11 protein-coding genes are annotated in these 13,368 nt (G+C 59.7%); 6 read left to right on the top strand and 5 right to left on the bottom strand.

From position 1 onward, the window contains the following. The first annotated feature begins 15 nt into the window (after positions 1–15). The gene (gene cobF, locus AKU94_RS07135; protein ID WP_050526606.1) at positions 16–753 is read left to right on the top strand and encodes a precorrin-6A synthase (deacetylating); all 738 of its coding nucleotides are present in this window, start codon (positions 16–18) and stop codon (positions 751–753) included. Here cobF and nagA read toward each other — a convergent pair. From nagA to AKU94_RS07120, 3 genes are read right to left on the bottom strand one after another with little or no spacing between them, the layout of a single operon-like run. Beyond that, entirely contained in the window at positions 733–1,878 is a 1,146-nt protein-coding gene (nagA, locus tag AKU94_RS07130) for an N-acetylglucosamine-6-phosphate deacetylase (protein ID WP_050526605.1), read from the bottom strand. The genes cobF and nagA overlap by 21 nt on opposite strands. Continuing rightward, entirely contained in the window at positions 1,875–2,903 is a 1,029-nt protein-coding gene (locus AKU94_RS07125) for an SIS domain-containing protein (RefSeq protein WP_050526604.1), read from the bottom strand. The genes nagA and AKU94_RS07125 overlap by 4 nt, the downstream gene beginning before the upstream one ends. A 17-nt stretch (positions 2,904–2,920) precedes the next feature. After that, on the bottom strand, positions 2,921–3,814 hold the full coding sequence (locus AKU94_RS07120; RefSeq protein WP_050526603.1) for a BadF/BadG/BcrA/BcrD ATPase family protein: 894 nt from the start codon (positions 3,812–3,814) through the stop codon (positions 2,921–2,923). 302 nt (positions 3,815–4,116) lie between these two features. Between AKU94_RS07120 and AKU94_RS07115 the strand changes: the two genes are divergently transcribed. From AKU94_RS07115 to AKU94_RS07095, 5 genes are all read left to right on the top strand, one after another. Next, complete coding sequence (locus tag AKU94_RS07115) at positions 4,117–5,742, top strand: ABC transporter substrate-binding protein (RefSeq protein ID WP_083444993.1); 1,626 nt, start codon at positions 4,117–4,119, stop codon at positions 5,740–5,742. 61 nt (positions 5,743–5,803) lie between these two features. Further along, positions 5,804–6,775 carry an ABC transporter permease gene (locus tag AKU94_RS07110; protein WP_050526602.1) on the top strand — a complete coding sequence of 324 codons (972 nt, stop codon included), beginning with the start codon at positions 5,804–5,806 and terminating at the stop codon, positions 6,773–6,775. Between the two features lie 6 nt (positions 6,776–6,781). Beyond that, positions 6,782–7,711, top strand: a complete 930-nt coding sequence (locus tag AKU94_RS07105; protein WP_083444982.1) for an ABC transporter permease — start codon at positions 6,782–6,784, stop codon at positions 7,709–7,711. A 9-nt stretch (positions 7,712–7,720) separates the two neighbouring features. Continuing rightward, positions 7,721–9,418, top strand: a complete 1,698-nt coding sequence (locus tag AKU94_RS07100; protein WP_050526601.1) for an ABC transporter ATP-binding protein — start codon at positions 7,721–7,723, stop codon at positions 9,416–9,418. A gap of 413 nt (positions 9,419–9,831) precedes the next feature. Next, positions 9,832–10,326, top strand: coding sequence for an acyltransferase (locus tag AKU94_RS07095; protein ID WP_232295717.1), 495 nt, complete (start codon positions 9,832–9,834; stop codon positions 10,324–10,326). On the opposite strand, the gene AKU94_RS07090 is transcribed toward AKU94_RS07095, so the two are convergent. Both AKU94_RS07090 and AKU94_RS07085 read right to left on the bottom strand, forming a co-directional pair. Next, positions 10,316–12,484, bottom strand: a complete 2,169-nt coding sequence (locus AKU94_RS07090; protein WP_050526711.1) for a heavy metal translocating P-type ATPase — start codon at positions 12,482–12,484, stop codon at positions 10,316–10,318. The two genes, AKU94_RS07095 and AKU94_RS07090, sit on opposite strands and share 11 nt — an antisense overlap. A 126-nt stretch (positions 12,485–12,610) precedes the next feature. Continuing rightward, positions 12,611–13,354: an acyl-CoA dehydrogenase family protein gene (locus tag AKU94_RS07085; RefSeq protein ID WP_050526599.1), complete on the bottom strand. Its 744-nt coding sequence runs from the start codon at positions 13,352–13,354 to the stop codon at positions 12,611–12,613. Positions 13,355–13,368 lie beyond the last annotated feature (14 nt).

Below are 13,368 nucleotides of genomic sequence, written 5' to 3'. Positions count from 1 at the left end.
CGGACGCGTTCAACAATGCAGACATTATTTCTTATTGGTATCGGCACCGGCAACCCTGACCATCTGACGGTCGAGGCCCAAAAAACCTTGGCCGAGGCTGACCTGATCCTGATCCCGCGCAAGGGAAAGGATCGCGCCGATCTTGCCGATCTACGGCGGCAAATTGTGGTCTCGGTCTTGGGGGCGGATGCGCCTGTGGTCGAATTTGACCTGCCCCGCCGCGACCCTGCCTTGCCCTATTTAAAGGCGGTCGAGGACTGGCACGACCGGATTGCCGCCGTTTGGACCTCTGCCATCCCGCCTTCGGTCAAGCGGGTGGCCCTGCTGGTTTGGGGGGACCCTTCGCTTTATGACAGCACGCTGCGAATTGCCGCGCGGCTGTCGCCTGCGCCAAAAGTTCGGGTCGTGCCGGGAATCACCGCGCTGCAAGTGCTGACGGCGGCGCATGGCATCCCCCTAAACACATTGGGCGGGGATTTCACCGTGACCACCGGCCGCCGCCTGCGCGATCATGGTTGGCCCGAGGGCGCGACCACGCTGGCGGTGATGCTCGATCAGGGTGGTGCCTTCGAGGTGCTGGAGGGCAGCGCCTATGATATCTGGTGGGGGGCCTATCTGGGGATGGCAAACCAATTGCTTATGGCCGGTAGGCTGGATCAGGTGGCACCCGAGATCCTCACCATGCGCCAAGCCGCGCGGGCGGCGCATGGCTGGATCATGGACATCTATCTACTACGCAGGATTGAGCCCTGACAGCGGGGTGTAGCGGTGTTTGTCATCCAACCAGATCCCGTTCCATCGCGCACCCGGCGTAAACTCCCCCGCGCCCAGCCTCATCTTTAACAATGCGGCGGGGCCGGATGTCACCATCGCATAGGCGCGCGCCGGATCAATCCCGACCTTATCGATCATCACCGAAAGCGCGCGGGAGAAATCCAGATCTGCGCCGGCCAAAGTGCCATCCTCAAGCCGCAAATCACCGTTCCGCCGCAAGACCCGCCGCCCGTTAAGGGTAAATTCCGTAATATCCGATCCGGCGGTGGCCATTGCATCCGTCACCAGAAAAATCCCCGCTGGCCCCTGTTTGGCCGCCAGTGCCAGACGCATCGCGGCGGGATGCACATGGATGCCATCAGCAATCAGCCCGGCGGAAACCGTCCCGGCCTGCAAAGCGGCCCCGACCAGCCCCGGCGCGCGGCTGCCAAGCTGGCTCATGGCGTTGAAAAGATGGGTGACACAGCGCGCACCCGCGGCAAAGGCGGCCTCAGCCTGATCAAAGCTGCAATCACTATGACCCAATGAGACGATAACGCCCGCGCGGTCCAGCCGTGCAATCTGTGCGGGGCTGACGGATTCGGGCGCAACCGTGACCATCACATTGGGCAAACGTTGCGCGGCATCACAGAGGAAATCTTCGTCCACTTGCCCCATCTTACGGATGAGCGCGGGATCATGCGCCCCCTTGCGCGCCAGCGACAGATGCGGCCCCTCCAGATGGATGCCGATAATCCCCGAAACCCCTTGGCGGATCGCCGCTTCAACCGCATTGACGGCGGCGCGGGTGCGCTCGGCGGTGTCGGTGATCAGGGTCGGCAACAGCGCCCGCGTACCTGTTGTGGCATGTGCCTGTGCGATTGCGGCCAGACCTTTGGTCGAGGTTTGCCCGTTGAACATCACCCCGCCGCCGCCATTGACCTGAAGATCGACAAAGCCCGGCATCAAGGTCCCGCCTTTCAGCGCAATCTGCGAAAACCCTGCCGGAATGTCCCCCTTTGGCACGATACCGCGGAAAACATCGCCCTCCAGCAAGATCGCCATACCCGAATGCAGACAGGTGTCGTCAAAAATATCCGCACCGATATATGCCCGCCGTTTCATAAGGTTTCCGTTACTTTTTTAAGGTGGCGCGGGGCGTCGGGATTGATCCCGCGCGCAACGGCGAGTTGTTCCACCATCGCATAAAAGGACACGACCAGCGAAACCGGATCGGTCAGCGGATGGGCCGTGCGGGCACAAGGCAGGGCCGTTGCCTGACCGGCCTTGTCAGAGGTCACAAAGACCGCAGCCCCCTTAGCCGCCATCGCATCGGCCACATCCGCCACCGATTGCTCTGCGGCATCAACCGCAGCAAAGGCCAACACCGGAAAGCCGCGATCCACGATCGAGACCGGCCCGTGCAACACCTCGGCCGAGGAAAAGGATTCCGCGTGAAGCTGACAGGTTTCCTTGAATTTAAGCGCCGCCTCATCGGCAATCGCAGAGGCCGGACCGCGCCCCAGACAATAGAGCGACGGTCGCGACGCGATCTGCGCGCCAAGCGCACTCCAATCCTTCGTGACCGCTTGAGACAGCACCTCTGGCAGGTCGTGAATCGCCGCCCGCAAGGCCCTATCCTGACGCCATTCCGCCAGCAACCAGACCAGAGAGACAATCGAGCTAACAAAGGTTTTGGTCGCAGCAACGCTTTGCTCGAGGCCCGCATGGAGCTGTAGGGTATGGGTGCTGGCCTTGGCAAGCGCGCTCTCGGGGTGGTTGGTCAGGGCCAGCGACACCGCCCCCCCGGCCGTGGCCATTTCGGCCATCCGCAGAATATCGGGGCTTTTGCCCGATTGCGACACCGCCAGACAGGCCGCCCCCTGCAAGGACAGTTTGCGCCCGTAGATGGAGGTCACAGATAGCCCGACCGAAGCCACGGGAATACCTGCCTCCATTTCACAGATATATTTGAAATAGGTGGCGGCATGATCCGACGACCCCCGCGCGACCGAAACGATAAACCGTGGGTCACAGGCCGCCAGAGCACCGGCAGCCGCCTCCATACCGGGCTTTCCCTGTGTCAGCAGAGTTTCGACAACATCGGGAATTTCAAGGATCTCTCGCCGCATATGGGTTTGATGGGGCATGTTCACTCCTTTAACCTTCATGGCGGCGTTTCCATATTCTTATGCGCCTCGCGCGCCAGAAACAACGCACCGTCAAGGGCGGTGCCAAGCGGGGCGACCAAACGGTCCCGAAACCGGGGTTCAAGATAAAGCGCATAATGCGGGCCGACCCCGCCCGACAGGCAAAGCGGGCCAGATTGCGCCACGGGCAGCGCTGCAAAACAGCCGTTCAAATAGGCCGCACCCTGTCGCATCAGATCACAGGCGGTTTCATCACCTGCCTCGGCGGCCCTTATGACTTGGGGTGCGAATGTCGCATAATCGGCAGGCAGGGCGGTGCGTGCGAATTCAACCAGCGCCGTCGGCACATCCGCGAATTGCGCCATGATCGCACGTGTCAGGACGCTGTCTTGCGCCAACCCGTCATAGGCCAGCAGGCAGCGCATCAAAGCACCCCGCCCCAACCACGCGCCCGAGGCCTGATCCGACAGATCAAAGCCCCAGCCGCAGAAATACCGGCGGGTCCGGCCAAAATGTGCGGCAACCAAAGTGCCTGTCCCGACAGCGGCCAGCACGCCGTCGCCCTCCCCCAAGGCCCCCGCAAAAGCGGTGGGCCGGTCATCCGTCACAACCGCCCGCGCAAAGGGCAAAACGGCCCGAAACCGTGCGGCGTCAGCCTCTTGCATGATACCGGCCAGCCCGAAATGGATGGCGCAATCATAGAGCTGCGCGGGATCTATGCCCAAACGCGCGGCCGCCTTGCCGATTGCGGAAATCACATTGGCCCTTGTCTGATCCGGGTCGGTGGAAAAATTTGCGGGACCGGCCGTTGCGGTTGCAAGCACGCGCCCGTCAAGCGTCGCAATTCCTGCGCGGCAGCCGGTTCCACCGCCATCGACCCCGATGACGCAGCCTTCTTCAACAATCCCCATAGGATACCCCCAGCATATCTATTTGCCCGCACGTCATCCCAATAGGTATTGCGTCAACACAGCCGCGTAAATCGCCGAAAATGAAATCCAAGCCCCCGATCACAGATGCCCGGCCTCTAGCACTCAAAACATTGCTGCCTTGAATTCTGCCGTTTCAATCACTATCAAGTCAATATAGTGAAACATAGCCGTCCTTCCGATTGGAATTGCCCCTTGGCATTGACCATCCCTAAAAAATTGACGATGCAAATCACCGTAACCACAGATAATCCCAATCGACCAACAGCACAGGGAATATGCTTATGACCCACAAACCCCTCTCGTCACTTTGCCTCGTAACTGCGCTGGCGCTTGTCCCATTTGCGTCAAGCGCGCAGACCCTGCGGTTCGCGGCACAGGGGGATGCGGTAACGATGGACCCCTATGTGGTCGAAGAGGTCTTTACCTCGGGGTTTCTGGGCAATGTCTATGAAGGGCTGATCCGCCGCGCGCCGGACCTGTCGATCCAGCCCGCATTGGCCGAAAGCTGGGAGCTGCTCTCCCCCACACACTGGCGGTTCCACCTGCGCAAGGATGTGACCTTCCACGACGGCACCCCCTTTACCGCCGATGACGTGATTTACAGTGCCGAGCGGGTGCGCGCAGGCGCCTCCGATTTCAAGAACCGTCTGGCCGCGGATACCGAGGTGGTTGCCGTCGATGATCACACCGTTGATTTCATCACCACCGAGCCGAACCCGATCCTGCATTACACCTGGGCCAACTGGTACATCATGAACCGCGATTGGGCCGAGGCGAACAATATCGGCAATGCCGATAAGGCCGCCGCCGAGGAAAGCTATGCCACCCTGCATGAAAACGGCACCGGCCCCTTTCGGGTTGAAACCCGTGAGCCGGGCGTAAAAACCACGCTGACCGCCTATGACGGCTGGTGGGGCAAGGGCAGCGTGCCGATGAATATTTCGGATGTGGAATATACCCCCGTCCCCAATGCCGCGACACGGGTGGCCGCCCTTTTGTCCGAACAGCTTGATGTGGTCTTCCCGATCTCGGTACAGGATATCGCCCGGATCGAGGCCGCGCCCAATGCAGGCATCAAGGCCGGACCGGAAGTGCGCACCATGTATCTGACGATGAACCAGTGGCGCGACACCCTGCCGGGTTCGGGTCTGGAGGAAAACCCCCTCAAGGATCGCCGCGTGCGTGAGGCGATCTACCGCGCGATTGACATTGAAACGATCCACGCCCGTATCCTGCGCGGTCGGGCCACGCCCGCAGCCCTGATGGTTGCCCCCGGTGTGAACGGCTATTCCGATACGTTCAAACGCTATGACTATGATGTTGAACGGTCAAAGGAACTGCTGGCCGAGGCGGGCTATGCCGACGGGTTCTCCTTTACTTTCCAATGTTCCAACAACATGTATGTGAACGATGAGGCGATCTGTCTTGCCGTGTCAAATATGCTGGCCAAGGTGGGCATTGATGCGCAGGCCAATGTGCAGGCCAAGGCGCAATATCTGGAGGCGATCCTGGCCCCCAATATGGATTTCGGCATGGCGATGCTGGGCACCACGCCCGCCAGCCTCGACAGCCATATCGCGCTTTATTCGCTACATATGTGCCCGCGCGCCGATGAAAACAGCGCCATCTGGGCGCCCGAGGATCAGGGCCAGATCATCGCCGGTAAATCTAATTTCGGCGGCTATTGCAACCCCGAGATCGATCGCCTTGCCAATGAGATCCTGATCGAGACGGATGAGGACAAGCGCAACGCCCTGATCAACGAGGCATGGACCATCACCACCGAGGATGTCGCCTATCTGCCACTGCATCAGACATGGGCCGCTTGGGGGATCCGCGACAAGGTCGACCTTCAGATCCGTGCCGATAACGTCTTTGACTGGCGCTATGTCGTGATGCCAGAGTAACCGCCCCTTCAATCGCGGCCCGCATCTGTTTTGCGGGCCGCCTGATGTCCCGGAGAACCCCATGATCCGCTTCTTGCTGGAACGCCTTTTGCAGGCCGCATTGCTGTTGCTTGTGGTCGCCTTCCTTGCCTTTGTCATGTTCCGTTTCGCCGGTGATCCCGTGGCGCAGATGGTCAGCATCGACACCACGATGGAGGATCGCACCGCCCTGCGAGAGGCCTTGGGGCTGAACGATCCCCTGCCTACGCAATTCGCGCAATTCGTGATGCGCGCGCTACACGGCGATTTCGGCCTCTCCTATCAGTTGGGCCGCCCCGTTGCAGCCCTTCTGGCCGACCGGCTGCCTGCCTCGATAGAGCTGAGCCTGATCGCCTTCGGGCTGGCGCTTCTGGTTGGGATTCCGATGGGGGTCTATGCGGGGCTAAAACCCGAAAGCTGGCTGTCGCGGGCGTTCTTGATCTTTTCGCTGGCGGGGATCTCCTTGCCGACGTTTTTCATCGGCATCATGCTGATCCTGATTTTTGGGGTGGAGCTGGGCGCCTTTCCCACCTTCGGGCGCGGCGATACCGTTGATCTGGGCTGGTGGACCACGGGGCTTTTGACCCCCTCGGGCTGGCATTCCATCATCCTGCCCGCCTGCACGTTGGGGCTGTTCCAGATGACCTTTATCATGCGTCTGGTGCGGGCCGAGATACTGGAGGTCATGCGCAGCGATTACATCAAGTTCGCCCGTGCGCGGGGCATCTCCAAGACCCGCATCCATTACGGTCATGCCCTGAAAAATACACTTGTGCCGGTGATGACCATCGCGGGGCTGCAACTGGGGTCGATCATCGCCTTTGGCATCGTCACCGAAAGCGTGTTTCAATGGCCGGGCATCGGGCTGTTGTTCATTCAGGCGATCTCCACCGTCGATATTCCGGTTATGTCAGCCTATCTTTTGCTGGTCGCGCTGATTTTCGTCTCGATCAACCTCTTGGTCGATCTGTTGTATTTCCTTGTCGATCCGCGTTTGCGGATGTCATCCAAGTGAGGCGACATGACACCTGAGCAACGCCCCAACCTGTTCCTGCGCGCCTATGACAGCGACGCGGGCTATAAATTCCGCCGCTCGCCGCTGACGGTCCTTGCGGGGCTCATACTGGTGCTGATGATCGGTGCAGCAATGCTGGCGCCGTGGATTGCGCCCTTTGATCCGTTCGACAAGGCCTCGATTGATCTGTTCAACGCGCTGATTCCGCCTGCGTGGCAAAGCGGCGGCGATCCGGCGTTTTTGCTGGGCACCGATGATCAGGGGCGGGATCTGTTCTCCACCATCCTTTACGGTACGCGCACCTCGGTTTTTGTCGGCGCAATCTCGGTTGCGCTGGCGGTTTGTGCGGGGGTGACCTTTGGCCTGATCGCGGGCTATTTCGGCGGGCTGGTGGATGCGGTCATCATGCGGATCGTCGATATCCAGATGACCTTTCCCGCCATTATGGTGGCCCTTCTGATCGACGGCGTCACCCGCAGTTTCATGACCCGCGACCAGCATAGCGAGATGGCCATCGTCGTGATCATCATCGCGATGGCCCTGTCGATCTGGCCACAGGTAGCCCGGACCGTGCGCGCCTCTACCATGGTTGAGAAAAGCCGCGAATATGTTTTGGCGGCACAGGTCATTGGGCGTGGATCGGGCGCGATTTTGGCGCGTCATATCCTGCCCAATGTAATGGGGCCGGTCCTAGTGATCGCCACGATCAACCTTGGTGTGGCGATTTTGGGCGAGGCCACGCTCAGCTTTCTTGGCCTTGGTATTCCGGCGGGGGAGCCGTCGCTGGGCACGCTCATTCGCATCGGCAATGATTTCATCTTTTCGGGCGAACGCTGGATGCTGATCTATCCGGGGCTGACGCTGGCGCTTCTGGTGCTTTCGGTCAACCTTCTGGGGGATTGGCTGCGTGATGTGCTTGATCCGAAACTGCGTTGAGGAGAGACCATGACATTGCTTTCCATCCAGAACCTGACGGTTGAATACCCCGGCCGCAAAGCGACCTTCACCGCCGTGCGCGATGTGACCCTGACGCTGGAACGCGGTGAGATCCTCGGGCTGGTCGGGGAATCGGGCGCGGGGAAATCCACCATCGGCACCGCGATCATGGGGCTTTTGGACCGGCCGGGCCATGTTGCGGGCGGGCGTATCCTCTTGGACGGGACGGATACCACATCCATCCCCGATCTGCTGGGGGCGCGGGTCTCGATGATTTTCCAGGACCCGCTGACCAGTCTCAACCCGCTTTATACCGTCGGGCAGCAGCTGGTTGAAACCCTGCGCACCCATCACCGCCTGACCCCGCCCGAGGCGCGGGGCAAGGCGGTTGACCTGCTGGATCAGGTCGGCATCCGGGAGCCTGAAACCCGTGTCGACCAATATCCGCATCAGTTTTCCGGCGGGATGCGGCAGCGGGTAGTGATCGCGCTGGCGCTTTGCTCCGACCCCGATCTGATCATCGCGGATGAGCCGACAACGGCACTGGATGTCTCGGTTCAGGCGCAGATCCTTGACCTGCTGTGCAATCTGGTGAAGGAGCGCGGCGTGGGCGTTATCCTTGTGACCCATGACATGGGGGTGATCGCCCAGACTGCCGACCGCGTGGCGGTGATGTATCACGGCGAGGTCGTCGAGGAAGGGCCAACCCAGCAGATCATCCACGCGCCGCGCCATGCCTATACCCAAAGCCTGCTGGCCGCCGTCCCGCGCGGGGATCGCAAGCTGGACCGCTTTCCAAGCCTGAGCTATGCGCCCATAGGGGCAGATGTGCAAACCGCGCCCGACCTTTCCCTTACAAGCACATGGCTGCGCAGCAAGGCACCGGACGTCGGGACGGGTGCAAGCACAAAACCGCTGCTGTCGGTCAAGGGCCTTGGCATTCGGTTCCTGACCAAAAACGCGATCCTGCCGCGCAACCGGCGCTATGTCGATGCGGTCAAGGGGGTCACTTTTGACATTGCGCGCGGTGAGGTGCTGGGCCTTGTGGGTGAATCCGGCAGCGGCAAATCCACCGTTGCGCGGATGATTGCGGGCATCCATCCCCCCGATACCGGGCAGATTCTGTTCGACGGGCAGGATATCGCCGCGCGGCAAGGGTCACACGACCGGCAGGCGCTGCGCCGTCAGATCCAGATGATTTTTCAGGACCCGTTCTCCTCGCTCAATCCGCGGATGCGGGTGCGTGATATTGTGGCCGAGCCGATCCACCACAACCGCCTTGCAGGCTCGGGGGCCGAGACGCAAAAGATCGTCGGTGATCTGCTGACGATTGTCGGGCTGGGGGCGGCGGCAGGGGATAGATTCCCGCATGAGTTTTCGGGCGGCCAACGTCAGCGGATTTCCATCGCGCGGGCGCTGGCCACGCGGCCAAGGTTTTTGATCTGTGATGAGCCGACCTCGGCGCTGGATGTCTCAATTCAGGCGCAGATCCTGAACCTGCTCAAGGATCTGCGCGATGCCTTGGACCTGACCGTGCTGTTTATCAGCCATGATCTTCCGGTTGTGCGCCAGATGTGTGACCGTGTGGCCGTGATGCAAAAGGGCCAGATCTGCGAGTTGTCGGAAACGGAACGGCTGTTCGAAACCCCGCAAAACGCCTATACCCAAGAGCTGATCGACCTGATGCCCAGCCTCGGGCCTGCCTGACGCGCACCCGCCGTCAGACACAGCCAATCTCGGAGTCGCGCCGTTTTCCGGGGTTTCCAGCCCAAAGGCCCGCTCATAACCGCTGCAATAACGGCGGCTAAATGCAATTAAACCCTCACGGGAATTTTAAAGCCGAACCATCATAATAATACCTGCAAATATCCCGATTATTAAACTGCCACGCGCTTATAATATCCGACATGGGCGTGAAAGTGCCTAAATAAGCATGTGTTTTTAACGCGTAACTTGAGGATGTTTCCTTGGGCCGATACTGTTCTCCAAACTGGGGAATTACACGAATGCTACGAGAATTACTGATTAAGTTTTTGCGACGATCAGCGATCGAGCACGGAAAATATGTCAAGATTTGGCGCAAATTTGGCAATCCGTCTTTGGATGACTGGACAGAATATATGCGCCGCCATGCCGGTTTTGAAAGCATGGGCGACAACTGCTCTATTAATCCCGCGGCTGTTTTTACGGATCCGCATCTGACAAGGATCGGAAATAACGTCTGGATCGCGGGCGGCTTTGTGTCGGGCCACGATGGCTCGGCGATTATGCTCAATCAGGCGCATGGAACCACGTTTGATGCCGTCGGGCCTGTTGTTATCGGTGACAACGTGTTTATCGGGGTGGGCACTTGTATCCTTCCGGGAACGAATATCGGGCCCAACACCATAATCGGCGCCGGCAGCGTGGTCAGCGGTCCGGTTGAGGGGGGGGCCGTCTATGCCGGCAATCCGCCGCGCAAGATCAGAACGATGGAAGAGCATATGGCCATCCTTGAAAAGCGCAATTTCAGCTATCCTTGGCGCGCCATGATCGAGGCCCGCAAAGGGGGATATGACCCCGCGATGGAACCAGAGCTCATCAGGCAAAGGGTCGCGCATTTCTTTAAGGGCTGATCCGGTCGTTGGCCTCTCGGGTCGGGTCCAAACGCAACAGGCGCAAAGCGTTCAGCGTCACCAGAACAGTCGCGCCGGTATCGGCCATGATGGCAATCCAAAGCCCCGTAATCCCCAGAACCGATGTAACAAGGAACACCGCCTTCAACCCCAATGCCAATATGACGTTCTGACGGATATTGGCCATCGCCCCCCGCGCCAGCCGAATTTGCGCAGGTACATCAGTGACGCGATCGCGCAAGATGGCCGCGTCGGCCGTTTCCAACGCCACGTCGGTGCCTGACCCCATTGCCACCCCGACGCTGGCCTGTTTAAGCGCTGGTGCATCGTTGATGCCGTCTCCGACCATCATCACATGACCCGATTGACCCATGGCCTTGATCGCCGCCAATTTGGTTTCGGGCATCATTTCTGCCTGAAACGCGATACCCAGACCGCCCGCAATAGCGGCGGCTGTGCGGGGATTGTCGCCTGTCAGAATAATCGGCGTGATCCCCATGGCCCGCAACTGACGCATGGCGTCTGCTGCGTCCTTGCGTGGCTCATCACGCAGCGCGAACAGGGCGAGGGGGCTGTCGGCGCGGTACAATACGGCAACGGTCTTGCCCTCTTGTTCGAGGGCCGTTGCCCGCATTGATCCAACTGCATCCAGACCACCATGCTCTGCCGCGTATTTTGGATTGGTGACCCAGGTTTTAATGCCATCGACCACCGCCTCTACGCCCCGACCGGGGATCAGTCGCGATTCCGTTGCCGTCATCACGGGGGTATCCGCCGCCTGCGCGCGGATGGCAGCGGCAAGGGGATGACTGGAGCCGGCCTCTACGGCAGCGGCAAGCGATAGAACCTTGCGTTCGTCCAAATCGCCCAAGACAACCACATCCGTCACCACCGGACGGCCAGAGGTCAGGGTGCCTGTCTTGTCAAAGGCAACATGGGTCGTCTTTGCTGCCGCCTCAATCACCGCTCCGCCCTTCATCAACAACCCGCGACGCGCACCCGCCGACAAGGCCGAAGCGATCGAAGCGGGCACCGAAATGACCAACGCGCAAGGGCAACCGATCAAGAGAAGGGCGAGGCCGCGATAGATCCACGTCTCCCAAAGCTGACCGAATACAAGGGGTGGCAGCACGATGACCAAGGCCGCAAGCCCCACGATCGCGGGCATATACCACCGGCTGAAGCGGTCGATGAAACGTTCGGTCGGGGCGCGGGCATCCTCGGCCTCTTCGACCAGTTGGATGATACGAGAGATCGTGTTGTCTTGCGCGGCTTTGGTCACCGCGACCCGCAAAACAGCCTCGGTATTGATAGAGCCTGCAAAAACAGCGTCGCCCGGCCCTTTGCTGCGCGGCACGCTTTCGCCCGTCACGGGGCTTTCATCCACCCCGCTGGTGCCCGATACGATATTGCCATCCGCCGGAATTCGATCACCCGGTCGCACGACTATGACCTGCCCCACGGCCAAACGCGCGGCGGGCACCTCGCTTGTTGCCCCGTCTTCCTCTAACAAGGCGGTTTTAGGGACAAGGTCTGCCAGCGCGCGAATACCATTGCGGGCCTTGCTGGCAGCGACACCTTCCAGCATCTCGCCCACGGCAAAAAGGAACACAACCAGCGCCGCCTCTTCAGCCTCATTGATGAACAAGGCGCCAAGTGCCGCAATCGTCATCAAACCTTCGATGGTAAAGGGCTGACCAAGCCGCAATGCGGCATAGGCACGGATGGCCACCGGTGTCACCCCGATCAAACAGGCGACGACAAAGGCCCAATGACCAATTTGTGAAGAGGTCAGCAAATCAACGCCCCACGCCAGACATAAGAGGGTTCCCGTAACGGTTGCCAAGCGGCCCTTGGCCGTTTGATACCAGCGCTGATGCCTTTGGGAATGGTCTTGGTTTTCCTGCTGGGCGTTGTGCGTCGGTGCCGCGCCTTTGGCCACAATCCCATAGCCAAGCGATGTAACCACCTCTTCGACCTTGGCAGGCGACGTCTGTGCCGCGTCCAGTGACAGGCTCAACCGTTCGGTCATCAAGGCCACGTTGATATCAGAAACGCCCGCCAGCCGTCCCACGGCATTCCTGATCTTGCTGGCACATGACCCACAATCCATGCCGGTAACTGTCCATTCGCGCCGCGTCGGGGTCTGTTCAAGCATGGGTTTGGCCATTGGGTTCTCCGGAAATGTCAGGCATCGTTCGCATTGAGTCTTATGCCTAACGCCTCTAGGAACTAGAGGTTCAAGAGTTTTTTTACTCAGGTCGGCCAGTCGCGGCCAAAGCCCCTAAATCCCCTCACTGACATAGTTTTCAACCTTCATCGTATTCAATGACAACCGGTAATTAGAGACCATTATCGGGCCGGACAATGCATCGGCCAAAGGCTGTGCCACCGTGAATGGGCCCCCCATCACATAGCCTCGTAGCCCGATGATCTGCAAAGCACCCTGGCATATTGTGATCAACAGCTCGGAACACGTCACCTTAAGCCGGTTAATGCGCGCCGATTGGGTAAAGCCCACAGCCTGCCCCCCTTTTTCATAACCCCGAAGTGCCTCGGAAATCAGGGCGTTCATCATCTGGTGTTTGCTAATCAGCCGCGTTAGGTCATGACGTGCGAACTGCGTGGCCTCATCATCGGGCTTTAACTGTGTGGCGATAAAATTGCGTGCTTTGCCAAGGGCATGATCTGCAATGCCTGACCAAAGCGCCGCCCAGAGGATTTGAATTGCCGGCGTCATGGTCGACCGTGCAATCACGGCAAAATCCTCATCGAAAATCGCCTCATTGCCAAAGCGCACCGTGAAATCCCAAGGCGCATTCAAAATACCGCGCATGCCCAGCATTTTGGTCTCATGGGCAGAGATGAAGGCATCCCTGTCCACCTTTGCGGCAACAAGACGCTGTCTTTTGCGACCTGACGTATCTGTGCCATTGGCGGTGACCAGAATCAGGTCGGCATGATTGATATAAGAAATATTGGGGCTGGATTTGGTGATTGTCTTTGGCCCATCGGCAGGCCCGTCCACTGAACAAAGCGAGT

Source organism: Pseudorhodobacter aquimaris, from assembly GCF_001202025.1.
Lineage (GTDB): Bacteria > Pseudomonadota > Alphaproteobacteria > Rhodobacterales > Rhodobacteraceae > Pseudorhodobacter > Pseudorhodobacter aquimaris.
The sequence above is the reverse complement of the archived record's forward strand: the minus strand, read 5'-3'. Positions and strand labels throughout refer to the sequence as shown.